Raw genomic sequence first — 26,038 nt, 5'->3', positions numbered from 1 at the left:
TACTCACCAGTTCGGTGCAGAAACTCCATAGTGTCTGCACCGAACTTTTCTACACCATTTTTACGGTTATGGGTTAGTTCGCCGTAATCCATAAGATGATGTAGACAATAATATTAGTCGCGGCGTACACCACGAACAATACCGTATCCTACCAGGCATAGCACGCCAGCAAATCCAAAAAATTTTGCTGCGGGAGACACTACTCCAGTTGAAAATGCAAGTAAAACGGCTAAAACTAGAAGAATAATCCCGTAGCCTAAAAGCCCATCGCCCGGTTTGCGATTTTTGAAATTCTTCCGTTGTTCTTTCTGAGAGTGAGTCATATTTTGAAGATATACCTTGCGGATTTTATATACAAACCGCACCGTATTTATGTCTTTGAATATAAGTAATGTAAAGTCTATCGCCACGTCTTTTTCGGATAGGCACTTTAGCACGTTATTGTGCAACTAGGCACCGCATCTATATCGTCCGTCGTAAGTTTGGGTGGGTAGCGCAGGAACGAGCACACCCGCCCATGTCTGAATAGGGACGATTGTGGATGCAAGCCTAGTGAGCTCTTGCCGTACTTACGGTTTCTCCGAACTCCGTGTACTTATGCGCACCGAAGACAACTTATGTATCTGTAACCAACCTACAGTTTCGGTAAATCCCCGCCAGCGCATTCATCATGAATGTACTGGCGGGGATTAACACGGCTAGGAAAGCAAAATCTAAGAGTTATTTCTGGGCTTGCTTGCGGGTAATGCTGTCGATAATCCAACCTGTTTCTTCATAATGAACGGTAAGCGTGTAAAGATTATCGGCATAGTTGGTATTCCTGCTGCGCTTGTGCCGGCCATCTGCGCCTACGGTGATGATATAGGACCATCCCACGAAGAAATCCCAGGAATACACGCCGTTACCCTGGTGAACGGGGTCATTTCTGAAATCATAAGAGCGCTGCTCACCGCCAATAATCCAGCCACCGTCGTGGTACAGTTTTGCATCTGCGTTGTAAGCATTAATCTCTTCGACGAGGTTTTTAGACACAAACTTATATGCCTCGGTGTAATCACCTGTCTGCATGCCATAATTGCGCCATTGCGTCCATGCCTTCATGCTTTTCATCATGCCGTCAAGGGTGGGTTCGGTGTAGCCAGGTGGATTTGTGGGTTTAGGAACATTCTGCGCCGGACCGTAAATATCGGCCGCCCGGAACTCTCCCGCAGGAGCTTTAGACTTGCCGGAATACTTGGGACCGGATGAGCTGGGTGCGGCACTGGGTGAATCGGCAGGTTCTGGAGGCTCGGTCTCAGGCGCGGCGGCGCTGCTGGTTGTTGTGCTGGGCCGTGCCCCGGGCTTGTCCTCGTCGTCGCAGGCGGTCAAGAGCGCTACCAGAGACGATGCCCCTAGAAAACCGAACGCGGCTCGGCGTGTACAGGTGGTGAAGTTATTGCTGATGCTCATCGGTGAATTGGCTTTCTGAGTTGTAGTGGTTGGTGAATAGTCGGAAGTGATATGTACCCCCACAGAAGAACCTCAGTGTTGCACAGCAGGCGAGCTAACCGACGATGGTGTGACGCATACTCTCGGCCTGAATTAGCCGATCCGGAAGGTTCGCGCCCAGCCGCAGAACGTTGTGATCTTCTTTAGGGAAGGTCAAGGCAATCTTTGAGGATTCGCCGAGTACCTTGCGAGAGCCGCGTCTTATATCCGCATTTCATGGTGCGGATGCGCAAAACGGTACGCACAATACAGGGCAGAAGATCCTCAAAAGAGTACCTCTAGTGCAACTGTACGACGAATAAGTGCTTTGTGCGAACCAATCACAAAGTTTACGTAAAAAATATTTAATTTAATAGGATATTCTCAGAAAACCGTTGAAGAAATGTAGAAGATTTACTTTACTGTCATAACTTTTAGCGCTGGATTGAGAAGATATCGTCAAAAAGCGAAGAATATTCAAAGATAGGCTCTCCATAAAACGTAAAACCAGCATTTCTGCGATAGCGTCACGACATTAGAGAGCCCATCTTTGTGCCTGTGCAGCAGAGTGAGGAAAACTCTAATGTGTCTGCTTGAAGGAGGCGCGATCTGCCGCCTCCTGCGCGTGTTTACCGGCCGGAATATAGCCCTTAGTGATGCACACGAGGCGCGCATCCCGGCCATATTCTTCGAGCCGTTCTCGGTCGGCAGGGGAGTTATCGTCAGCCCAGCGTTCTTGCTCCACGCGGAAGGCAATCTGCCGAACCAAATACTCAAGATTGGGGTCGCGCAGCTCTTTCGTATATTTGTTGGCCCGAGGTACCTTAAATTCCAGATTCCACTGCGATAAATCTTTGGTATCAGGGTCAGTGGCATCTGGGTCTTGAGGCACCACGCGGTAACTCCTCAGCTGGCGGTATGGAATATCGCGCGGGTTGCGGAAAGGTCCCCGGCCGACCTGCAGAAGAGTGGGGGTGGAGACAAGGTACGAGTTCGTATACGAGACGAGCGCGACGATACCGGCAATATATCCGATTCCCAGAATAATAGCGTTATAGGGAACCGGCGGCGCGTATTCAAAATCGATATCGGTCAGCCGAAGCAAAAACAGGGCAGTGGATGCGAAAAAGATAAGGCTGCTTATCAGCGCGGTAGTGCTCAGGTCATGATCTAGCGTTAGTCCAGATTGATGACCCGTCGTACGCAGGGGCTTGCTGAGCTTACCCAGGGTAGCGCTGTAGATTTTGGGCATACCCACAGCGCGGTCGTCTGGAGAAGCGCCGTGGAAGATGCGGTAGTTGCGCCGCCCAATACGTGCCGCCGCATATACCATCAGGAACGGGAGAGATAGGGCTATGGGGCGGAGTATTTCATTAAACTCCCAGAACAGCATGAAAAGGGACGCGTTAACAATCCATGCCCAAAGGTACAGGAAAAAGTGTTTATACGACCAAAACCACTTAGCGTGCTCGGTTTTGAGCGCATACTTTTTACGCACCCGCACTGGATAGACCGCCTCAATGAGCAGGCATAGCCCCAAATATACGATGAATGCTATAAGCCAAATATCCCGAAAGTCCATAACAGCATTTTACGTTGTTCGCTTTTGCGATGCTCACAGTATGGATGAACATCTCAGAAAATACCCGCCGCCAGCAAAGCTGAGAAGCTGCTGCTGATGGCGGGCAGAGTCCGGGATTTGTACCGAGATCTTGTGGGAAAGCGCTGGGTCAGAGGATGTGCTACGCCTTAGCCGCTGCACGTGCCGCGTCCGGGAGCGCCTCAATGATGCGTTCCATCGCGGTATCGTCGTGTGCCCCGGAGAGGAACCACGCCTCAAAAGCACTCGGGGGAAGGTATACGCCAGCATCAAGCATGGCGTGGAAAAACGCCGTGTATTTGGCGGTAGCAGAACCCTTAATATCGGCGTAGTTGTGCACGCCGTGCTCGCCGGTACCAAAGGCAACCGAGAACAGGTTGCCCGCCGTCTGAATCGAATGATCCACCCCGGCATCGGTAAGTGCCTGCGTCAGCGCAGCCTGCAGCTGTTCCGAACGTGTATCGAGCGTGCGGTAAAGGGCATCATCGGCGAGTTTGAGGGTCGTAATGCCGGATGCAACCGAGAGCGGATTACCCGAGAGCGTACCCGCCTGGTAGACAGGGCCGGTCGGTGCCAGATGCTCCATCACCTCACGTTTACCGGCGAGTGCGGCGATCGGCATACCGCCGCCGATCACTTTACCGAAGGTGAAAATATCGGGAACCCAGCCGTTATCTTCGGGAGCAAATTTACCCCAGTACCCGGCAGACGAGACACGGAAACCGGTCAGCACCTCATCAAAAATCAACAGGGCATTATTGCTCTGCGTAATTTCGCGCAGGCCGCGGTTAAAGCCCGGTTCGGGAGTCACCACGCCCATATTGCAGGGGGCGGCTTCGGTAATGACGGCGGCAATTTCTCCCTGATGCGCGGCGAAAGCCTCGCGCACGGCGTCAAGATCGTTGTAGGGGAGCACGATAGTTTCGGATGCGGTTGCTGCGGTCACGCCAGCCGAGCCGGGTAGGGCGAGAGTCGCCACGCCGGAGCCTGCCTCGGAAAGCAGCGCATCCACATGCCCGTGATAGCAGCCCGAGAATTTGATAATTTTATCGCGCCCGGTGATGCCGCGTGCCAGGCGAATAGCGGTCATGGTGGCTTCGGTGCCGGTAGATACCATACGTACCTGCTCGATTGCGCCAGGGATCGCGGTGTTGATGCGATCGACTACAAGCTCTGCGAGCTCTGCCTCGGGCGCGGACGCAGCGCCGAATGACAGTCCGCGTGAGGCAGCCTCTTGAACCGCCGCAACAACCTGCGGATGCGCGTGCCCAAGAATCGCCGGACCCCACGAACAGACGAGGTCTACGTATTCGTTGCCGTCAGCATCATAGATGTAGGGGCCGGATGCGCGGTCCACAAAGGCGGGCGTGCCGCCCACGGAGTTGAAAGCACGCACGGGGGAGTTCACCCCGCCAGGAATGACGGAACGGGAGCGTTCAAAAAGCTCTTCGCTGTGCTGGTGTGCCAGGTGGTGTTCGGCTGATACGCTCATGGGTAACCTTTCGTGTGTGGGCGCCTGAAAGTCTCTTATCCCATGATAGGCGGTTATCGGTCATCGGACAGCGACGCTGCGTCAATACTCACGGACCTGGGTGAGTTGGCAACCGAATATAACGGGCAGTTTAGATTTGTTTTCACATGCCCGATCGCCCACACTTTGCTGCCGCCGATGGGTCAGCATTGTATACAGTCGCATGGCCGCCTAACACTTGTCCGAGGTTATCTCGTGCTTGCTCGCCATCATGTAACGGTAAATGTGCTCGAAGAAATCGTGCGAGACTTCGAAATGCCCGTACCGCAGCTGTTTCGCATAACTCCGCCATTCGGGGTGCTCGCGTGCTACCTCAATCGGACACGGATGCGGAGCATCCTGAAACACAACATCACGCCTGAACGGCTCAAAATTTTCAGCCATGCGGAACTGGTAGACTCGGTCGTCCACTATCTGCCCTACGGCGGTAAAAGCCTGAACTTTCTCACCAGAGTTCATGCCGGTTTTAGGACTGTAATACAGAATCCAATCGCCCTGTTTCATACGTGCCAGCGGTGCCTGTTTGCCGTGGCAAACCTGGCAGAATCCGCCCGCAACCCCGAGTAAAACATGATCGCGTGAGGCTACTCCAACCCAGTAGCGCATAAGAACCTCCTAAAACTGTGAAGAGTACCAAGAGTCCGGGGTTAACAGTACTAACAGCCCCGAACTACAAGGTCATTATATGTCAGTATACTGACATTAAAAGCATATGTCAGAATATTGACATGAGGCAAGAGGAATTTAACCAACTTATTGGATACCGACTCAAAGAAGTGCAATCACTGCTGCGCTCGCGCATGGAAGAGGTTCTGCGCCCACTTGGGATTACCGTTGCGCAATACGTGTGTCTGGAAATTCTAAAGTCTACCCCGGGTGCTTCTAATGCTGAGCTGGCGCGGCAGGCTTTCGTAACCCGCCAAACGATGAATACGCTTTTGCGAGGGCTTCAAGAACGCAGTTTGATTGAGCGAGCAGAGCAAGCCCCCCGAGGTCGCGCGTTACCGACCATGCTCACAGTGGAAGGGGAGCGTGTGCTCGATCAGGCGACCGGGCGCATCCGCGATGTTGAGCAGCACATGGTGGGTGGACTTAGCGATGCGAAACGGCAAGAATTATGGGATTTGCTGACGATCTGTATTGAAGGGCTGCACGCTGGAGGGTCAAAGACCTGATGCAAGGAGGAGCAAAATCTTCCCTCTAAGACTTAAATATCCCGTATTGGAGGAGATGTAATGCTAGCCTTGAAATGCCAATAAAGAACAGAATGGGGGACTCTAGCACCAGTTGTAAGAATCAGAATATTTAGACACTCACCAAAGAATTATTTAAATAATCTATAGAACGTCAAGGACCGTGGGAGGATGTACACCTGTGAATACATCAGTTTTTGTGAGTGCAGGTATTGCTGGTGGTGTGTTGCTTACCTGTGCAGCGTTACATATTACCTATTTGGGGATGAGAGCTAAACGTGAGAGCGAAGCGATGCTTCGGCGGGCACGATACCCGTGGTGGATTCTAGTGATTGTTGATATTTTTCTGGTGGGCTTTGGCAGTTTCTTTGCCTTTGTTCTTTCTGTCATTCTGACGCCAAGCGCAGGGACTCCTATAGTCATCGTACTTTTTGCTGTACCGATGTGCCTAATATTCGCATTCTTTATTTTTATTATTCTCCTTATACGTGGTCTCACGATTCGGTATATCGAGCTTGTTCCTTCGGGGTTTGTCTTTCGTAGTGGTTTTGGGCGAGTGCATAATATTCCTTTTTCTGATATCAAAGGGTACGATTATCGCCCAGCTCGATTTGATTTCGAAGGAACCCTTCGCGTGTCTATGGGAGATCGACACGCTGTGAATACTTCCCGCGGCGATAGGCTCCGCGTGATTAATCACGAAGGTAAAAAAATTCTTCAGACACAGGTACGTCATTCGGCCATGCCGGATTATGTGGGACAGTGCTTGATGTTTCGCGGTATGCAGGAACGATGGCCTCAGCTGGGGTACTCAGAGGATGAAAAAATTCTGGCGGAGTACACGAAAGATGTGGTTGTCAGGTATCTAACCGTTAATCGATGGCGACAGGATTTTTAAGCGAGGAACTGTGCATGAGACCTGGGTACCTCTCAGGGTATCCTGGTAGGGAAATATCACCGATGATATGGAGTTTCTATAATGGTTTTTGCCTGGATTGCCGTGGCAGTGCTATGTTCTATTCACCTTATTTTCTCGCTGGTACAATCTTGGGTGGAGTCTAAAAAACATCCGTACCGCGTACGGCGCTTTCATGGAGCTAACTATATTCTCTATATTTTAGTTATTGGATATCTGTATTTTGCTCCACTCATATTTTCAGGAGAATATGATGGGTCGCATACCATTAAGATAACAATCTTTGCATATGGTGGACCCATCCTGATATTAGGTTTATTTTTCCTCGTTGCTCAGCATGATATGAGTTATATCGATATAACCTCTGAAGGGTTCCTGACTCAGACCGTCTTCGGGAAAGAAAAATTTACTCCCTTTGCAGCTATTGACGGGTATATATACAGTCCCAAAAGGAAACGTCAAACCTTAGATGGGCAGCACTGGAAAATTACTCAAGACCTTAGCGATGATCTTTATCTGATAGATCCCTGGGGAAACACAGTTTTCTCGTGTATTCCGGCCAAACCTCAAGAAAGAATCTTTGGCGCCTTGCTGTATGCGCGGGCACGTTCTGGTCGTTGGCCTGACCTTGAGAACCCTGAAGATGAACTTGTGATCATGAAACTAGCAGACTCCAAATATGAAGTAACCGATTTCTTGATGGAATACCCTCAAGTAAATGGATTTATAACGCCCGAACAGACTGCTGCCCCGCAACAACCAATGCCGCCACAATACCCGCAGAACGCGTATCCTCAAGAGGGCTATCTAAATTCAGGCCAGCAGCCCTCGAATCAGCAGATGAACTCCTATGGATACCTGCAGCAGCCCCAAAACTATCAGCAGAATCAAAACCCACCGCAGGGGAGCGCATCGTAAAACCTGCAAGCCTCAGATAATTTCACCCGGAATATAGCCCGTGACAATAAACGGTGGGAGCAGAAACAGCCAAATAATTTCTGCTCCCACCGTTTACTGCGGAATTACTGAATGTCCTGCGGCATCAACAGGTTCTTACCGACCGGATGCTCATTCCAGAGGGCTCTTTCGGCGATACCGTTTGCTGCTTGAGTTTCGACAATGTGCTGATCGCTGCTGTTTCGCGGGTCAGGCCAGCGGGAGTTATACATCCTAAACGCCAAAACCGCGAGCACACGTTCCCCACGGTATATTTTGGGGCGGAAAGAAACTTGACGGCCGTCAGAGGAGAACAGCGTCAGCATTTTGTTGTTGTACTCATACCAATAGCTGTAAGCGCTTACCTCGCTGTAATAGATGCGGGTGACCCGGCCGAAAGCATTTCGTTGTTCTACATAGTCGCGCGCTGTTTCAACGTAGATATTTCTATAGTTGAGGTACGCCCAAACGGCTAAGCCATAAAAGATAACAACACACAGGATAAAAGATCCCAGGATTGAGAGTGATTGTTGGGGCGTTTGCGTTGTGTTTGGATGCAGCACCATATACACGATAAGAGCTGTGAGCAGAGTGCCCACCAAAGCCGAGATGAAGACCGAAATAAGGATCAAGGCCGGATGTCTGACGCGCAAAACACCATCTGGATTTATAGGGAACTTGGCGGCACGGCGTGCATAAAGTTTGTCAAAGACAGTATTCAGAGGGCGCTGGATAATACGATGTAGCATGACGGTGATCTTTCTCGTTCGGTAATTGGTTGAGAGGAAAATACGCCGTGCAAACGAGCGACACCGGAAGAGCAGTCGCTTGGTTGGTGAGTGTGAGCGGCACAAAACCCCTGGAACAATACAAACGTAGCACACGAGATAGGGCACAGGTTGGCTGACTCGTCACGGAAGCTTGCAGAATCCGCCACCTAAACGACCGCATTTATTGCAGAAGATCTACCGCATATGTGATGCGCTATCGAGTTTTTTCATCACCTGAGTATCCTGATCAAAGAGCCAGTTCTTATCGAAAAGAAGGCGCACAAACGCCAGCCCCAGCCCCAGGGCCAAGAAGGTGAGGAGCGACTGCACGAAACCGTTGGTAGCCGCGTATATATTCCCGCCCGAAAAATACGACATTGACAGATAAAACGGCACACCCGGAACCATCGTCACCACGGCAGGCACCGACAGGGATATACGCGAATATTTACGTCCGTGCAGCGGTGCCACGATCTCCGCCATAATGCCGACCCCGAACACCGCGACTGTCGCCGCCATATGGGGAGCCCAGCCCGCCTCCACAAGCCAGATACGCGCCGGATTAGCGACAGCGGCAATGACGCCGCCCCATACGCATGCCACGGGAGATGCGGCAAAGAGCATGGCGAACCCGGCGGCGGCAACTCCCGATGAGATAACCTGCAGCAGGATATATAACCCCACCGGAATATCCGGGCGAATATTTTGCAGAAGCGGAATCTCGAAGAGCGAGGCAAGAACCCACACCGCGAAAGACCCGCTCACCAAAAGCACTGCCACATAGGTTAGGCGTGAAACACCGGCCAGGAAATCCATACGGGAAATATCGAGCATCCCGGTCACCATAGGGAAACCCGGCACCAAGAACAGAATTGAGGAGATGAACCCCACCATATGGTCGCTTCCCACGAGGTTTAGAGCCACCAGAAGCCTAATAATTCCAATATAGGTTCCTGCCCCAAGAAATCCGCACGCCATCCAGATCGCCATATGGCTTGTGCCGCGCTTCATGAGAGTAGAACGCAAAAATTGACCGGCACCAGCGGCAATAAACACGACGAGGCATTCCACCAGACCGCCCCTGTTGAGGAAGGCGAACCCGGTACAGGCTATGGCGGAGGCGAGGGAGAGCATCCAGCGTTTGTAGAGATGCGGCATGGAATCGATGCGGGTAATCTCGGCGTCAGCCTCAGATGGAGATATGCGATCGGGAAGCTCAGAAATGAACTTACCCAGCAGGTCAATCTTGTAGGAGTTAATGCCCATCGTGCGCTGCTCGGCAACTTCAGTACGGAAATTACCGTCCGCATATGATGAGGTGGCGATCTCTGTGAAGGTCACTTGCGCGTGATGTTCCTGCAGCCCCACGGCCTTCGCTAAACGCGCCATTGATGCCTTGATACGGTAGGCACTTGCCCCCGATTTCATGAGGATTCTGCCGAGCTTGAGCACCACCTGCGATTGCGACACGATATATTTGTGCTGTTCGCGGGAGGAACCGAGGTAGATACTGTACGTGTTGGTGTCTTGATATTCCATGACAATTCTGAATGCTGATGTGATACGTAACCGGCGCGCTGCACTGCACCTTGGGGCGAGAACCCCTACCTCTTTAGCATAGGCGTTAGTGGCGCGCAGGTATAGTGCCAGACGCCTTGAAAACCGGCGAGATAACCTTCGCGATACTTAGTGAATAGGGGAGTTAAGCAGCCTCAACAGAGTCTGTTCAACGTGACGAAATCAACGAGGCTGATAGAGAATTAGCGGCGTATTGGCCACCGACCGTCGATAACCTCGTTCTCTTTACCTGGCTTGGTGCGCAGCCAGTCCTGGAAATCGCGTGCCTGATCAAGCGACCACTGAACCTGATGCGTGTGGAGGGCAGCGGCATCCGTGGCAATCTCGGGGAAACGCTCGGCGAGCTTAACGAGTAGTCGTTCGGCGGCGAGGGCATCCGCCTTGGATGTGTGGGCGTTCTCTAGAACCACACCGTGTTCGGCGGTGAGGGTTTCGAGCTTGCGGTTGCCGCGTTTGCGGGGAATAACGTGCTTATGAATCACGTACGGGTCAAGAATGTGCCCGGCGGGCAGCTCGCCGTGGGCGATGTTATAGCGGAGCATCTCATGATGAAGCACCGAAAAATCGTAGGCGGCGTTAAACGCGATGACGGGTATGCCGTCTAGGAAGAGCGAACCGATCGCACCCGCGACCTCCCAGATCACCTGCTGGGCAGGTTGCCCGTGGGAGCGCGCATATTCGGTTGTGATACCGTGCACGGATGCGGCACCTTCGGGAATCTCAATGCCGGGGTTAGCCAGCCACTCGCCAGCTCGCTGCACGCTCCCATCTGGGTTCAGCAGAAGCAGCGAAGCGGTCACGATGCGGGCGGTCGTTACATCGACACCGGTGGTCTCTAAATCGAAGGTTGCGCGAGGGGCATCTATCCAGCTCATAGCTCAAGCCTAGCGGAGTTCGCGTGTAAATGCCCGATGCTTCGTGACGTTCTCAGGCAGAGGACACATCTGCGTAGCGCCGAGAAACCCCGATAAACTTAAAGCCATGACGGCTACACTCATCCTGGGGGCGCCCGGTACGGGCAAGACTGAGCGCGTGATTACGGCGGCGGTAGATTTTCTGAACGCCGGGGGCGATCCCGCGCGGCTTTTGGTGCTGACCCCTACCCGCGCGGGTGCTACTCGTGTGCGCGATGAGCTGGCACGGCGTATTGACCGCAGCATGTCTACCGCGCCCACTCGCGCGTGGGCTGCGTATGCCTTCGACCTGTTGCGTCGCGCGCATGTGTCGGGACTTCTGCCCGGGGTGGAGTTCGCCCCGAAGCTGCTTTCCGGGCCCGAGCAGGATGTAATGATCGGCGAAATCCTGGCGGGGCACCGCGAAGGCAAAGGCGCGGCGGTGCGCTGGCCCGCCGATTTGCATGAGGCTTTGGGTACGCGCGGTTTCCGCCAGGAGATTCGTGACTTTTTTGACCGTATTGCCGAATATGCGCTGACCGCCGAAGAGCTTGAAAACCTGGCGCAAACTCTGGACCGCCCGGCCTGGCATTCGGTGGCGCAGCTCTATACCGAGTACCAGCAGATTCGCCGTCTGCGTGCCCCAAACGCTTACGATCCCGCCGCGTTAATCCATGAAGCATGCGCCTTCCTGCTGGCAAACCCCGAATATTTGCGGGAAGAACGCGCGCGCTTCGACCTGATCCTGATTGACGATGCGCAGGAACTTAGCCCCTCCGTGTACCGGCTGATGCGCATCCTAGTAGGGCGCGAGCCGGGGCAGGTTCTTGCCACATACACGGGCGATCAGCGCGAGGCGCTGGAGGCCGCGTTTGCCCCGTTCGCACGGGTGCTAATTACCTGCTGCACCGAAACCGTGGTGCAGGGGTTCCGCGGTGCGCGCCCCGACCTAGCGGCGACTTTACCCCAGATTTTCCCGGAATTGCAGCGAGAAGAACTGAAGACTTCGTACTGCATGAATGCGCCCATCACCCTGGCCTGGAGAAATATCGCGCGTCGGCTCCCCGTTATTGCGAATGCACCTACGCCGCGTGAACCGCAGACCGCACCGAGTAAATATGAGGAATCTGCGCTCCTGCGCCTCAGCGATGATGGTGACCTGCTTGACCCGCGGCACTCTGATGAACTTCCCGAGGGGGTTTTCGGGTACCTTCTGGGTTCACCTCAGGATGAGGCGAACCAGGTAGCACAACTCCTTCTTGAGGACTATCTGTACCGGGGAGCGGCGTATGCGCGTTCGGCGATTATCGTGCGAAGCGGCACCGAAGTTTCGCGGTTCCGGCGTGTCTTGGCGGCATCCGGCATCCCCACCGTGACGGGTGCAGCACTGGTTCCGGTGCGTGATGAACCCGCTGTACGTCCTTTCCTGGATGCGCTTTCTCTGCTGGTTTATGCCCGTCAGCAAAGCGCCGACTACCTGAAACTGCCGGATCATAACGATTTCGACGGGAGCCTCACGGAGAATATAACCCCCGAAGCTGTCACGGAGGAGGGCACACGTTCTGCCGATGACGAGGCCGAAAAACTTGCGCGGCAAAGCCTAGCCGATGTTCTCGCCGAAGAAAATCGCACAAACCCCGGCAGCGGCGCTCACAACGCGATTACCTTGCTGACTTCGCGGCTTGGGGGCGCATCCAGCATGGAAGTGCGCCGTCTACGTCAGCAGCTTCGCGCCGCAGAACTGCGAGCGGGCGGGCACCGTTGTAGCGACGATCTTCTGCTGGGCGCCCTCTTGAACCCGCAGGCACTTCCGGCGCAAGGTATCGGTGCGGCGGTACGCCGCGTGGCACGTGTACTTGCCGCCGGGCATAAGGCTCTCACCGAACGCGGTGCCAACGCCGAAACCGTACTTTGGGCGCTGTGGCAGGCAAGCGGACTCGAAAAAATTTGGGTGACCGAAAGCGCGCAGACCGGGCCGGAAGCCGAGCGGGCGCATCGAAATCTTGACGCCATGATAGGGCTTTTTGAGGCGGCTACTCGTTTCGTCGACCAGATGCCCGGTTCCTCCGCTGAGCTGTTCCTCGACTATATCGATGCCCAAGACCTTCCCATGGATACTCTCGCGGCGCGCGGCAAACGCTACGATGCGGTTGAAATCCTCACCCCGGCACTCGCGGCGGGCAGGCACTGGCAGACCGTCTACGTCTGTGGGCTACAGGATGGAACCTGGCCGAATACGACGGTGCGCGGCTCGCTCCTCAAAGCTGGTGAGCTGACCGACATCTGCGATATGGGTGTTGCCGCAGCTCAGCAGGTGCGCATGAGCGACCGTGTGCGGGCGGTGCGGCACGACGAATTACGCATGTTCTCCACGGCAATATCGCGGGCGAACGAAAGGCTCGTTGTTACCGCCGTGAGCTCAACGGAAGACGCACCCAGCGAATTTTTCGATATTCTCGTGCCGGATGCGCGCACCGCCGACATCACCCACGTGCGCCGCCCCATGACCTTGCGCGCCCTCGTCGCGGAACTGAGGCGGTATGCGCAGGCTCAAGACACAGACCCCACCTTAGCAAATGCTGCGGCAGCACAGCTCAACAGGCTAGCGCAGGCCGGGGCACCGGGGGCAGCCCCGGAACAGTGGTGGGGACTTTTGCCTCTCTCGACCGAGCAGAATGCGTTTACACCGCATCCACGCCGCGACAGCTTGTCGACTGACTCTGGTGACCCCGAAAAACTCACAGTTCCGGTATCGCCCTCGCGTATCGAGACGATTCATAAATCGCCCCTGGACTGGTTCGTATCGGCGGCTCGTGCCGAGGCGCAGACCGACACCTCGCGCTCGCTGGGAACGCTCATTCACGCGATCGCAGAAGAGTACCCGGACGCCGACTATATGACCCTGCGCGGTCAGCTTGAAGAGCGCCTGAGTACGCTTGCGCTGCCTGATACTTGGGAGGGGCAGCAGATACGTGAACGTGCCGAGAAAATGGTGGATAAACTCGCGGTGTATATCAATGAGATTATGCCGGGTGATCACCGCGAACTTGTGGGCGTGGAGGGATCCTTCCGGGTTTTGGTTCCCGGCGATGCCGTGAACGCCCAGATTTCTGGGCGAGTCGATAGGCTGGAGAAAACCGAGGACGGCCGATACGTCATCGTCGATTTGAAGACGGGTAAGACCAAACCCAATAAAAACCAGATCGCCGAGCACGCCCAGCTTGCTGCCTATCAGGTAGCGGTAGAGGCGGGCGCCGGGGATGCCATGAGCCGTGATTTCGGCGTTGAGCATGACGGTCTTGATATGCCTGCCGGGCTTGAGCGTCGCGAGGCGGCGCCCCAGCGTTTCGAGGTTCTCACGCGCAAATCCGGGGGAGCCGCGCTCGTGCAGCTGGGCGACGGCACCGCAGCAACCTCCCGAAACCGCCCGCAAGAGCAAGATGCGCTCGACCCCGAAACCGGTATCTGGGCGGTTCAGCTGGTCCAGCGTGCGGCGGAGCTAATCGCCGGTGCCGTCATGCAGGCACGGCACCGGCCCGGAGAAACCTGCCGACTGCCGGAAATTTGCCCTCTATGCCCGCAGGGACGCCAGATCACTCAGGATTAGCCCGGAAACGGGGCTTTTGCTTGCCGGACACCGAGCGACAACCCCGGCAGAAACGACAGGCTCCCACAGGACACTAGTTAGTGGTGCCTAGAGGGTTGACGTGCGGCCTCTATTCTGAACTGCGTCGGTGGTAAACTGCATCCTGTGGCTGTATCACATCTGATACAGCTGACACTATCACCCCGTCAGGAATGGATACGTACCGTATGACTACCTCTGAACCGGATCAGCCGCACAAGCATGACGGCGACCGTGGCGCATCCGGAGTATCCGGGGGAACAGCACACCAACCTGCTCGACTTAGCGCCCGCGAGATCGCGCATGCGCTGGGGCTGAACCCACCCACCGATGAACAGGTTCGCATTATTGAGTCGCCGCTTGAACCGCGGTTGGTGATCGCTGGCGCGGGCTCGGGAAAGACCGCGACGATGGTCGATCGTGTGGTGTGGCTTGTGGCCAATAAAATCGTGCGCGCCGATGAAGTTCTGGGCGTTACCTTTACCCGCAAGGCCGCAGGAGAGCTGCGCGATCGCATGCGCACCCGCCTAAATATTCTGCGCGAGCGTAACCTGATTGAGCTGAGCGAAGAAGAACTTCTTGCTGGCTCTTCCGAGCCCACCGTCTCTACCTACCACTCATACGCGAATAATCTCGTCAAAGAATACGGTCTGCGCCTGGGCGTTGAGCAGGATGCGCAAATGCTTGGCGATGCTCAAGCCTGGCAGCTCGCCGCGCAGATCGTGCAGTACTGGGACGGTGACTTGCCCGCCGCCGGCTCAGCCTCGGGAGTCGCCTCAAAAAGTACGATTGTGCAGAGCCTTTTGCAGCTGTCGGGGGAGTGTGCCGAACATCTGGTAAGTCCGCAGCAGGTTATCGAATTTTGCTCCGCACACCTGGCGGCGTACGAATCACTCAGCTCGCCCGGTCCCAGCGCTAACGCAAAAAAGGTCATAGAGAGGCTGAAAGCCAAAATTATTTTGGCGAAGCTTGTGCAGCGGTATGCGCGAGTGAAAGCACGTATGCAGGTGCTCGATTACGGCGACTTGATCGCGTTGGCGGCGCGGATCGCCCGTGAGGTGCCAGCCGCCGCACAGCTGGAGCGGGAACGCTATAAGGTTGTGCTTCTTGACGAGTTTCAGGATACATCGCACGCCCAGCTGCGACTCTTTGCCGATTTATACGGAGCTCGCGACGGGCATGATGGGCGTCCCGGTCAGCCTGAGCATCCGGTCATGGCGGTGGGGGACCCGAAACAGTCTATTTATGGGTTCCGCGGTGCCTCCGACGGTCAGCTGTTTAGTTTTTATCAATACTTCCCAACACGCGATGAAACGCCTCTTTATTTGACAGTCGCGTGGCGTAATGATGTCGCTATCTTGGATGCCGCAAACCTGATCGCCGCTAAACTCAAGAATATTCCCGAATGGGTGCGTGCCCCTGCTCCGCCTCACGTGCCCGATCTGCGGCCTCGCTCGGTGATCCTCAACCCCGATGAGGCCGGTTACCGCGCTATGCTCGGCTCAGTGCAGTTGGCACGCTACGGGTCTGAGACCGAGGAAGCGCAGGGTATTGCCGAACGCATCGCCGCCGAACGCGCCCGCTACGCCGATACTCCGGAACAGATGCCCACGATGGCGGTGCTCACCCGCACCCGCGCGCAGATGGAACCCATTCGCCAGGCTTGCGAGAGCCTGGGTGTTCCCGTACAGGTGGTTGGTCTGGGTGGGCTTCTGGAACGCCCCGAAATTATTGATATGGTCTCGATGCTGCGGGTCTTAGCAGACCCGAACCGTTCAGATGCCTTGATGCGTCTGCTCGCTGGCGCACGTTGGCGGTTGGGCACAGCGGATCTGCTTGCGCTGGGGGATTGGTCGAATTACCTGACGACCACGCGCGAGAAAAATATGGGACGAACCTTTGGCGAGCAGCCCTCTGAGGAGACGAGCGGAGATATACCTTCGAGCCCTCAAACTGATACCGATGCCAATCTGCGTGCCGCCCACGAAGAATTTAAGCGAGTCCGTAAAAACGCTGTAGAAGACCTCGCCGAATACGGTTCGCTTATTGAAGCGATCGAGCATCTTCCCGCAGCAGATGAGTCCGGTAACCCCATCTACCCTGCGGATTACCCCGAATCCCGGCGCCGTCTGAGCGTTGAAGGTTTGCGCCGTCTGCACGCTTTCACCGCCGAGGTTGAGTATCTGCGCCAGTTCACCACCGAGGATATCGGCACCCTGCTCTATGAGATTGAGCGGGTGATGCTCCTGGATATCGAGCTTGCCGCCCGCCCCGGCGGGGACGCCTACGGATCGCGCGCACATCTGGATGCCTTTCATGAGGTCGCCGCAAGTTACGCTGCGAGCTCGCCGCGCATCAATGCGATGCTCTATGCTGGCGCAGACGGAACCGAGGTCGATGAGGACGCCCCCACCGCCCGGCGGTTTGTGCTCTCTGCCAACGGTATTAGCTATCTGCTGGGTTTCCTCTCCTGGCTGGAACAGGCCCAAAACCACGAGCGGGGGCTAACCCCCGCCGAAGAGGAACCCCGGCGAGATGCGGTGCAAATCCTTACGATGCACGCGTCGAAAGGTCTGGAATGGGATCACGTATATCTGCCGCGTATGTGCGATAAATATCCCACACGTCCACACACCTGGCACCGCCTGGAACCTGGAAGCTTGCCCTGGCCTCTACGAGGTGACCGCGACTATCTGCCGTCCGCTTTGGAACGGGCTGAAGAGGTGAGCGCCCTAGAGAACTATAAAGAGCTCAATGCGCGTCTTGAAGACGGCGAAGATATGGCGAATGACTATGTGGGCTTTGAGGGACGAAGGCTGGTTTATGTGGCCATGACCCGCGCCCGCTCGCTGCTGCACATCAGTAATTGCCGATGGGTGGGTCCGAATGTAAACCCCTATCAGCCCGAGCCCTATTGGAACGAGCTGGTGCAATTCGCGCAGGGTGATGCTGAGGAACCTTACGAAGGTATTCAGGTGGCACCCTGGCTGTATCCGGGCTATCTGGGCACCGGTTTTTACACCTCTGGGTGGGCGATTGAGCATCGTGACGCCAGCATTGAGGTACTTTTTGGGCGCTGCTTGTGGCTTGAGAATTACAGTATTCCCCAGGGCATACGCCTGGAAAATGGTACGTCTGTACCGGTTATTCCCGCTCCTGATGACCCCAAAGATACGGCAGCTTCTCAGCGCTATACAAGCGCGGTCTATGAACAGATTGCGCATGCGCTTGTGCACGATGGCGGAAACCCGATCACAAATGCCGAAGTACTGAATCTGCCTGAGGTGCACCGGGTGAAGCAGGCGCTGATGGGCGGCGTGCAGGAGCCCGACCTGCCCGAAACGCAGGAGCCCAAAGGGGCATACGACGAAAATCTGGAACAGCTCAAAAAGCGTTACGGGCTGGATGTGATCGAGAATTTCCGCTACGCCCGCGAACCTTTAGCGCAGCTTGCTCAGGGAAAACAAGGCCCTGAGCAGCCAGGGGTCCGGCCGCAGATTGTGCACCGTTTCTTGGAACCGGCGGCGTGGGTGAAAGATAACCCGCAGCAGGGCTCCGTGCTGACCGCCGACTGGCCCTTTGACCCCTTTGACGGCGCTCAGGTGATCCGCTGGGCATCCGAGAAAGACCTCGCCGAACGCACCGAGAATCGTGACATTATTGCGGTACCCGGTCAGCGGCGTGCACGGGTGGAGCGTGCCGCTCTTAATGTGGAACGCGGGTCGTTAAGCCTTGACGAGCTCGATAAACTTACTAGCCCCACCAAAGCGGAAGCTCAGCAGATTCAAGATTGGGAGCATGAGGTCGACCTGCTTCTTGCCTTGGCACAGCGCGCCGTTACCCCAGCGGTTCCCACGAAACCCGAGCATATGTCGGCATCCACCCTCATTGCTTTGTCGGAGGATAAAGAGACGGTTCTGAGTCGCCTGGTGCGCCCGGTACCGATGCAGCCATCTGCGGCGGCGCGGCAGGGTACACTTTTCCACGCATGGGTTGAGGAGTACTTCGGGGACGAACCTATGCTCGATATACAGGACGAACTTTATAGCGATGATGATCTTGACGGCAGTTTCGACCTTGATAAACTGCGCGCGACATTCCTTGAGAGTGAATGGGCTTCCCGCACCATATGGCGCGCCGAATACCCGGTCGAAACTCACGTAGCGGGCGTGAACATCCGCGGGCGTATTGATGCGGTCTTCCGCCGCACCGAACAGGTCACTAACGCCGACGGCACCCTCCAAGAGCAGGAACACTGGGATCTCGTGGACTGGAAAACTGGGCGTAAACCCTCCGCACACGCGATGCGGCATAAGCGCATCCAGCTGGCGCTATACCGGCTTGCCTTCGCCAAAATACAGGGGATAGACCCTGAACGTGTACACGCGGCGTTCTACTATGTTGGCTCCGACCAGACCGTGTGGGACACCGATATTGCCGGCGGTCTGCAGAACGAACAGCAGCTTGAACGCATTATCTCCCGCGCCGGATGGGGCGAAGAACTTCCGGGGCAGCCGCGGTAGCCTGGTCCATGCATCATAGTAGAGGTAGATAGCGCAACCGGAATATATTCTTAGTCGCAACAGAATAAAGGCTGAGACGCTACCCAACAGGGTGGCGTCTCAGCCTTTAAATCTATCGTTTTCTACTCTAGTCTTCGTCGTCAATAACCTGCGGAATTTCTTCTTCCTCTTCTTGCCCGAGTAACCCACCGGTCGCGCGCAGACCATCCTGCACATCCAAAAGCATGGCGACGGCATGCTGCACAATATCGTCATCGCCGATCTCAGCACCGTGCGCCAACCACTGGGCAATCGCAAATTCCGCATAGAAGTGCGCCCGCTGAATCAAATGCTCATCCGGTTCGGGACGCATCTGCCGCTGGTAAGCATCCAATACACTGTCGGTAAAGCCCTGATCGGAACAAGAGAACAGCCACGCAAAATCTTGGGCAGGATCTCCCACCTGAACATCAGACCAACCGGTCACCTCAACAATTTTCGCGCCATCAAGCACCAAATTATCGGAGTTCATATCACCATGAATCACGTGAGCCTGGAACTGCCACGTGGGGCCGGGGGAGAGCACCGAACGCCAATGTGCTAACAGATCCGCAGGAATCTTGCCGGTTTGCGCCACACGCTCAAGCTCAACACTGCGGCGGCGGCGAATCTCCTCAGAATTATACGAGGGCAGGCCCGCCTCAAACACCAGATCGTGCGGCATCGTGTGCAGAGTCGCCAAAATTTTACCGAGAGAAACAGCCAGGTTATCTTGACCATCTGCCGTATGCCCGTTCTGCGCCGCAAGATCATCAACCTCGTAAGAGGTACCGGGAATATGCGTGTAAATGAAAACACTGCCGTCCTGATAGGGCACGGTACCCACCACAGTCGGCACTTGGAAAGGCAGTCGGGCACGCAGACCGGGGGTAAAAGACTGAAGAATAAGGTGCTCCGCCTCAAGCCGCATGCTGGCATCGGGGCGACGAGGAGCACGTACACGCCAGCGACGATTGGTCGAATCCACAATAATAGCTGAGTCAAAATCGGCGGTGTCGTCAAGAACGGCGGATGCGCCCACAGGGTAAATTCCCGGCACACCCGCTGACACAATGGCGGCAAGCTGAAGAGGCGTTAAAGTCACCCTCTTAGGGTATCAAATGAGTCTCATGAGGTTCGGCACGTTCGCCCCTCGCACACATTCTCGCGTGTAATCCCTTGAAAACTCGGGTCACGCAGCAATAAACACGGAATAAAGATACTCCTACCTTGGGCTTGATTATACTAACCGCCGCAGACAGACCCCACCTAAGGTAAAGGTACAATGGTAACCAGCGTGTGAACACCCGCAGAGCACCAGGAGAGGGGCGTTATGCCAACACAGGGCGCCGGAGCATCCAAACAGCAAGCTCTCTTCGGCATACCCGCCCAAAAATCGTCCCCGGCTCACACCCGGACTCCACAGGCACCGGCACGATCGGTCCCCTCACCAGCCGCTCCGCAACAAAATCACGCTGCGCCCCAGCTTTCCCCCGAAGACATCCTCGCGGGTCTCGACGAAGACCAACGCCGGGTCGCCTCCGAACTCAACGGCGCGATGCGCGTACTTGCAGGCGCCGGAACCGGCAAAACCCGCGCTATCACCCACCGCATCGCCTACGGAATCGCCTGCGGAAAATACGTTCCCCAACGCGTTATGGCTCTCACCTTCACCACCCGCGCGGCAGAAGAAATGCGCCTTCGGCTGCGTTCCCTCGGTGCTGTAGGAGTCCAAACCCGAACCTTTCACTCCGCAGCGCTGCGTCAACTCAGGTATTTTTGGCCCAGCGCTATCGGCGGTTCATTCCCCGATATCGTCAAACATAAAGCCGGTTTAATCACCGAAGCCGCCCAGCGCCTGCGCATGAGCGTCGACCGGGCACTTGTACGCGACATTGCGGCAGAAATCGAGTGGGCAAAAGTCAGCCTGTTCACCCCCGACACCCTCACGCCGCACCTGCACCAGCGCAACCTGCCCTCCGGAATAACCCCGCAGAACATGGTGCGGCTCTTCCGCGCCTACGAAGATCTCAAAGACGAAAGGAACCTCATCGACTTTGAGGACGTTCTGCTTCTGACCGTCGGCATTATCGAAGATGACGATGCGCTCGCTGCCACCATCCGCGAACAATACCGTCATTTCGTGGTAGACGAATATCAGGATGTCTCGCCCCTCCAACAGCGCCTTCTCGACGCCTGGCTGGGGGAGCGCGACGATTTATGCGTCGTGGGCGATGCCTCGCAGACCATATACTCGTTTACCGGCGCCACCAGTCGGCACCTCCTGGAATTTCCGCGACGGTACCGGGGTGCACACACGGTACGGCTCACCCGAGACTACCGCTCGCACAGCCAAGTGGTCGAACTGGCAAACCGACTCCTAGCGGCACGGTGTCCACGCCCAGACTCCACCGAATTTTCCTGGGCACCCCCGCTCAAACTCGTTTCCCAGCGCGGACCGGGAGTTGAAAGCCAATGGTTCGGGTATACGGATGACGAACGTGAAGCCGAAGGCATTGCCGAACAAATCCAAGATCTCCTCGAAAAAGATGGCGTTCCGGCATCAGAAATCGCGGTGCTTTTCCGCACTAACGGGCAGTCCGGGCTTCTGGAGGCGGCGCTCGCCGATCGCGGTATTCCGTATCAGTTACGCGGAGCTGAGCAATTCTTCGATCGTCCCGAGATCAAGCAAGCGATGCTTGCCCTGCGCGCGTCGGCAAAATCAACGGATGGTTCCGAGAACGTACCCCGTTACGTGCGCGAAGTGCTGGAACCTTTGGGATACACCGAAAAAGCGCCCCAGTCCGCTGGCGCTGTACGCCAAAAATGGGAGTCTCTTGCCGCGATCGTCTCGATGGTTGATCATCTGGAAGATACCCGCATCGAAGACATCGCTCAAGCGGAGGCCGCAGGGGCTCCGGTTCCGCATCGGCTTACCGTACACGATGTCGTTGCAACGCTTGCGCACCGTCTTGCCACCCAGGACGCTCCCGTCATGGAAGGCGTCACGTTAGCCTCTTTGCACTCTGCGAAGGGCTTGGAATGGGATGCGGTCTTCCTCTGCGGTTTAAACGAGGGACTTATGCCCATTACCTTCGCTCAAACTTCCGACGAGATTGATGAAGAACGCCGCCTGCTTTATGTGGGGATTACACGTGCCCGCAAATACCTGTGGTTCACATGGTCGGATTCACGGACCGCCGGTGGGCGGGGAAAACGCCGCCGTTCCCGCTTCCTGGATGATATTGACCCGTCCCGTCAATCCGCCCGACACAGCTAAATAATACCTGCGCACTCGCGGAGAATTACGATCATAAGACACCGTACCTAACGCTCAGATAGGGCAACATATGATGGCACGACAGAAAGTCCGACAGCACCACGAAGTTATTCCGGCGACCGCATCCACCCCGGAAATCCTGGTGGTGCGTTCGTCTCGCCGCCGCAGAACCGTCAGTGCCCAGCCGCAGGAAGATGGAAGTATTCGCCTGTTGGTACCCGGGGCGAGTACGGATGTGCAAATTCGCGAATATCTGGAAAGCCTGATTCCCCGTGTGCAACGGAAACAGCGGGAGACTTCTCGGCGGCGCCGCATTTTTGCCTCTGATGATTACTTAACGGAGCGTGCTCGTGCTCTGGCTGCAAGGCATCTGTCCGAGCTCGTGCCCGAGAAATTTCCCAATTCTATCCGTTGGGTCTCGAATCAGCGTAAACGGTGGGGATCCGCCACACCGACTCAGGGTACCATCCGTATTTCCGATGATCTTCAGGGAGCCCCCGAATACGTGGTGGACTCCGTGATCTACCACGAACTTTGTCACTTCGTGGAACTTCACCATAACGCCCGTTTTCGCACTCTAGAAGCCCGGTTCCCTGACTTTGATAAGGCACGGGCATTCCTGGCGGGTATGGAATTTATACGCGCGCAAGCCACCAACTAAGAACCGCGATGATCCACGACAAATGTGGGTCCCGAAGGCAGAAAACCTTCGGAACCCACAGAGCATTTCATCGGCTGGTATCACGCATGAGATGCGGTGCGCATCCCTCAATCGCCCACAGCGTCTAACGCGCGATTACGAAATGTGATGCAATTATTTTTTAGGTTCGTCACCGGGGGAAGATTCACCGCCGTCGGACTCGCCTTCATCAAAACCACCGTCCAGAAGTTTCTGCAGCTCGGTGTCAAAGTCAATATCCTCAACCTTGAACTCATCCTGGCGTGCTTCATAGGCATCGGGGTCTTCAAGCTCAGCGGCGGTCGGCAGAGTCTCCGGCGCTGCCCACAGTTCATCGCGGGCCTCATATCCGTGCTTCTCTTCATAGGTGCGCCAGAAATTCTGCGCCTCACGCACTAGACGAGGGCGAATCTCCAAGCCGACCAGAGTCTCGAACACGCGCTCGGTCGGGCCGCCTTCGATACGACGCCGCACTAGAGTTTCCGCCAGCTGCGGGGCTGTGGGCAGGTTTTGGGTTGCCTGCTCAGCTACCAGCGATACCCAGCCCTCTACTAGGGCAAGAAGAGCTTCCAGACGCTCAACTGCAAGTTCTTGGTCTTCGGTGCGCTGCGGGTTGAACAAGCCGCCGTCAAATGCATCCTGTACGGCCTCGGGGTTGCTCAAATCTACCTGGGATGCGGCATCCTGAATACGATTCATATCCACACGGATACCGCGAGCATAACGGCTTACCAGCTCCAAAATATCTTCACGCAGCCACGGGTTTGTGCGGTGCAGACGAATCAGCGCTGCCTCACGCACCGCCAGATACAGCAGAATTTCCTGCGCGGGTACCTCAATATCTTCAGCAAGCTGAGTGTAACCGGCGGGCAAGAGCGCACTGCGCCCTGGCGCGAGGGGGAATCCAATATCGGTAGAAGAATATACCTCACCGGCAAGCTCGGTCAGCGCCTGCGCCATCTGAGCCCCAAAAATCATGGAACCAATATTGTTCAAGAATCCGGTGCCGCCCAAAAGCTGGGCCAGCTCTTCGGGAACATCTTCGGTGGAGGGGAGCACCATCGCCTGAGTTACCTCAGCCGCTACGGGCTGTACCATATCACGCCAAGATTCGAAGGAAGAATCGAGCCATTCAGCCTTGGACCAGGCCTCAACAGGAATATTGTGACGCTCAAAAATGGTGACGCTGTCCAACCACAGATCGGCGAGGTTAGAGGCATCGCGCGTGGCCGCCCTCAAGGACTCGGTGATGGCAGGATCCTCCCCGGTGGTCGCCAAAAGTTGACGAGCCTGGTCTTTCACACCCTGCCAGTTAATCCCGTTTTCACTAGCCCCAGCAGTAAACATTGATTGCACCTGCGCAAAAATACCTTGGAGCATAGAGGGGTCAAAAGACATACCCATAGCGTTCATATCTTCAGGGTTTATATTTCCGTTCAGAAAAGCAAACGGGTTATCCGTTGTGCCGTTGCCGTTCTGCTCGGCGTTAGGATCAAAACCCTGTTCCTGCATCTTTTTCAGGAACTCCTCAAGGGGATCGCGGTCATTTGAATTATCGTTGGTGGGGTTCTCAGCCATGTCACATACCTTTCAGTATTGAGGGCGGGCACAGTCTGCCCCTACCCGTCTAGTAAAGGGTACCTGGTAAACCTGTGAGTTTGCCGTGATTTCGCGGTATTCGCTCTAGGCACAGCCCATATTATGACCTCGGCGTCGTACAATGCTGACGCCGCAGTGTACCCCGACCCATCATGTGGTGTTCCCAACAAAAATATCGGGTACTCTAAGAAGCATGGCTAAGCGTGCATTTTTCTTGAGAAAATCCCATCAGCAGAGCGATGAATCTCTTCCATTATCAGAACGACGTTCCCTGAATCTGCGCTTTCTAACTGCTTCTGCAACCTGTTTGCTGATGCTCGGTGCTTTTGTGCTGCCCAGCTCATATAGCAAAGAAGGGCCCGGACCTCTCTTCGATATTCTCGGGCAGTACCAGGATCAAGATATTATCCAGATCAACGGCACGCAGACCTATCCCACCACTGGGAAATTGAATATGACCACAGTATCTGTCTCCGGCGGACCCTACACCGTTCTCCCCGGGGCGGATGCGTTCTACAGCTGGCTGGCTACGGACGGCAACCGTTACCTTGTGGTTCCCTCCGAAATTACCTATCCGCATGTTACCCATCAGCAAGCTAACCAGGTCAGCAGCGCACAAATGGCGGATTCTCAAACCCAGGCAAAAGTTGCTGCGGCGCGTTATCTTAAAATGCCGGTGACCGAGAAGATCAGCGTTCTCCAAACCGCCTCCGGATCCCCCGCTGAGGGGCAGGTGCAGGGTGGGGACCGCATCCTCAAAGTGGGGGATAAGCAGATCAATACCCTCAAAGATGTTACCGAAACCGTGCAGGCCTCAGAAGGACGACCCGTCACCTTCGAAATCAGCCGGAACGGCGAGAACCAGAATATTACTCTCACACCGCGGCGTGACGATAAATCGGGGCGCTGGCTTGTCGGAATTGTGCTCAAACAGGACTTTGATCTTCCCTTTGACGTAACCTACAACCTTGACGGTGTTGGCGGCCCCAGCGCGGGCCTCATGCTTACCCTCGGTACCATCGATAAGCTCACCGAGCAAAGCCTGCTTGCCCCCGAAGGCGCAGGAAACGAAGATTCAGCCCGAAGCTATGTCGCCGGAACTGGCACCATAGATGCCAGTGGTAAAGTCGGTGCCATCGGCGGCATTAAATATAAGATTATCGCCTCCGGACACCACGGTGCCCACTACTTTTTGGCACCGCGCGAAAACTGTGGCGATCTTCAAGAAATCCGCAGAACCGACCCCGATGTTTTCAAATACTATCGTGGGGAAACACCGGCAGGTGATATGCAGGTAATCCCGGTCGATAACGTTGATGAGGCCGTGGATGCCCTCACCAAGATCAAGAACGGAGCCGCCCCCGAGCAGTTCCCCACCTGCGGGTAAAAGGTTTTCGGCAATCTAGACGTGCACGTCGGGTGATGGGCAA

At 55.6% G+C, this 26,038-nt stretch carries 18 protein-coding genes; 8 read left to right on the top strand and 10 right to left on the bottom strand.

The features are described from left to right. Positions 1–113 precede the first annotated feature (113 nt). From HMPREF2958_RS06230 to HMPREF2958_RS06210, 5 genes are all read right to left on the bottom strand, one after another. Positions 114–410: a hypothetical protein gene (locus HMPREF2958_RS06230; RefSeq protein WP_141755798.1), complete on the bottom strand. Its 297-nt coding sequence runs from the start codon at positions 408–410 to the stop codon at positions 114–116. 310 nt (positions 411–720) lie between these two features. Beyond that, on the bottom strand, positions 721–1,449 hold the full coding sequence (locus HMPREF2958_RS06225; RefSeq protein WP_037231075.1) for a DUF6318 family protein: 729 nt from the start codon (positions 1,447–1,449) through the stop codon (positions 721–723). 598 nt (positions 1,450–2,047) lie between these two features. Then, positions 2,048–3,049, bottom strand: coding sequence for a hypothetical protein (locus HMPREF2958_RS06220; protein WP_070450446.1), 1,002 nt, complete (start codon positions 3,047–3,049; stop codon positions 2,048–2,050). 160 nt (positions 3,050–3,209) lie between these two features. Further along, positions 3,210–4,559, bottom strand: coding sequence for a glutamate-1-semialdehyde 2,1-aminomutase (gene hemL, locus HMPREF2958_RS06215; protein WP_070697336.1), 1,350 nt, complete (start codon positions 4,557–4,559; stop codon positions 3,210–3,212). Positions 4,560–4,769: 210 nt separating this feature from the next. Further along, the gene (locus tag HMPREF2958_RS06210) at positions 4,770–5,204 is read right to left on the bottom strand and encodes an EVE domain-containing protein (protein WP_070697334.1); all 435 of its coding nucleotides are present in this window, start codon (positions 5,202–5,204) and stop codon (positions 4,770–4,772) included. Between the two features lie 122 nt (positions 5,205–5,326). Here HMPREF2958_RS06210 and HMPREF2958_RS06205 point away from each other — a divergent pair, with 122 nt between their 5' ends. The 3 genes from HMPREF2958_RS06205 (at position 5,327) to HMPREF2958_RS06195 (ending at position 7,625) form a co-directional block, all read left to right on the top strand. Continuing rightward, positions 5,327–5,773 (top strand): MarR family winged helix-turn-helix transcriptional regulator, encoded by a 447-nt coding sequence (locus tag HMPREF2958_RS06205; RefSeq protein WP_070535882.1) that lies wholly within the window; start codon positions 5,327–5,329, stop codon positions 5,771–5,773. Positions 5,774–5,972: 199 nt separating this feature from the next. After that, complete coding sequence (locus HMPREF2958_RS06200) at positions 5,973–6,689, top strand: hypothetical protein (protein WP_004005085.1); 717 nt, start codon at positions 5,973–5,975, stop codon at positions 6,687–6,689. Positions 6,690–7,049: 360 nt separating this feature from the next. Then, positions 7,050–7,625: a hypothetical protein gene (locus tag HMPREF2958_RS06195; RefSeq protein WP_246828061.1), complete on the top strand. Its 576-nt coding sequence runs from the start codon at positions 7,050–7,052 to the stop codon at positions 7,623–7,625. A gap of 104 nt (positions 7,626–7,729) precedes the next feature. On the opposite strand, the gene HMPREF2958_RS06190 is transcribed toward HMPREF2958_RS06195, so the two are convergent. From HMPREF2958_RS06190 to HMPREF2958_RS06180, 3 genes are all read right to left on the bottom strand, one after another. After that, entirely contained in the window at positions 7,730–8,392 is a 663-nt protein-coding gene (locus HMPREF2958_RS06190; RefSeq protein WP_070697330.1) for a G protein-coupled receptor family protein, read from the bottom strand. A gap of 216 nt (positions 8,393–8,608) precedes the next feature. After that, on the bottom strand, positions 8,609–9,952 hold the full coding sequence (locus HMPREF2958_RS06185; RefSeq protein ID WP_070697328.1) for a threonine/serine exporter family protein: 1,344 nt from the start codon (positions 9,950–9,952) through the stop codon (positions 8,609–8,611). A 221-nt stretch (positions 9,953–10,173) separates the two neighbouring features. After that, on the bottom strand, positions 10,174–10,866 hold the full coding sequence (locus HMPREF2958_RS06180; protein WP_070697327.1) for an exonuclease domain-containing protein: 693 nt from the start codon (positions 10,864–10,866) through the stop codon (positions 10,174–10,176). A gap of 106 nt (positions 10,867–10,972) precedes the next feature. Between HMPREF2958_RS06180 and HMPREF2958_RS06175 the strand changes: the two genes are divergently transcribed. Next, positions 10,973–14,491 (top strand): UrvD/REP family ATP-dependent DNA helicase, encoded by a 3,519-nt coding sequence (locus HMPREF2958_RS06175; RefSeq protein ID WP_070697325.1) that lies wholly within the window; start codon positions 10,973–10,975, stop codon positions 14,489–14,491. Positions 14,492–14,697: 206 nt separating this feature from the next. Next, the gene (locus HMPREF2958_RS06170; RefSeq protein WP_246828060.1) at positions 14,698–19,032 is read left to right on the top strand and encodes an ATP-dependent DNA helicase; all 4,335 of its coding nucleotides are present in this window, start codon (positions 14,698–14,700) and stop codon (positions 19,030–19,032) included. A gap of 127 nt (positions 19,033–19,159) precedes the next feature. On the opposite strand, the gene HMPREF2958_RS06165 is transcribed toward HMPREF2958_RS06170, so the two are convergent. Continuing rightward, on the bottom strand, positions 19,160–20,155 hold the full coding sequence (locus tag HMPREF2958_RS06165; protein ID WP_070697322.1) for a macrolide 2'-phosphotransferase: 996 nt from the start codon (positions 20,153–20,155) through the stop codon (positions 19,160–19,162). A gap of 228 nt (positions 20,156–20,383) precedes the next feature. On the opposite strand from HMPREF2958_RS06165, the gene HMPREF2958_RS06160 reads away from it, so the two are divergent. Next, the gene (locus HMPREF2958_RS06160) at positions 20,384–22,330 is read left to right on the top strand and encodes an ATP-dependent helicase (protein ID WP_070697320.1); all 1,947 of its coding nucleotides are present in this window, start codon (positions 20,384–20,386) and stop codon (positions 22,328–22,330) included. Positions 22,331–22,400: 70 nt separating this feature from the next. After that, positions 22,401–22,991, top strand: a complete 591-nt coding sequence (locus tag HMPREF2958_RS06155; RefSeq protein WP_070697319.1) for a M48 metallopeptidase family protein — start codon at positions 22,401–22,403, stop codon at positions 22,989–22,991. 153 nt (positions 22,992–23,144) lie between these two features. On the opposite strand, the gene HMPREF2958_RS06150 is transcribed toward HMPREF2958_RS06155, so the two are convergent. Continuing rightward, the gene (locus HMPREF2958_RS06150) at positions 23,145–24,587 is read right to left on the bottom strand and encodes a zinc-dependent metalloprotease (protein ID WP_070697317.1); all 1,443 of its coding nucleotides are present in this window, start codon (positions 24,585–24,587) and stop codon (positions 23,145–23,147) included. Positions 24,588–24,801: 214 nt separating this feature from the next. Between HMPREF2958_RS06150 and HMPREF2958_RS06145 the strand changes: the two genes are divergently transcribed. Further along, positions 24,802–25,995, top strand: coding sequence for a YlbL family protein (locus HMPREF2958_RS06145; RefSeq protein WP_070697315.1), 1,194 nt, complete (start codon positions 24,802–24,804; stop codon positions 25,993–25,995). Positions 25,996–26,038 lie beyond the last annotated feature (43 nt).

Origin of the sequence: Rothia sp. HMSC036D11, from assembly GCF_001814205.1 — a bacterium.
Lineage (GTDB): Bacteria > Actinomycetota > Actinomycetes > Actinomycetales > Micrococcaceae > Rothia > Rothia dentocariosa.
This window is presented reverse-complemented; position numbering and strand designations above follow the sequence as displayed.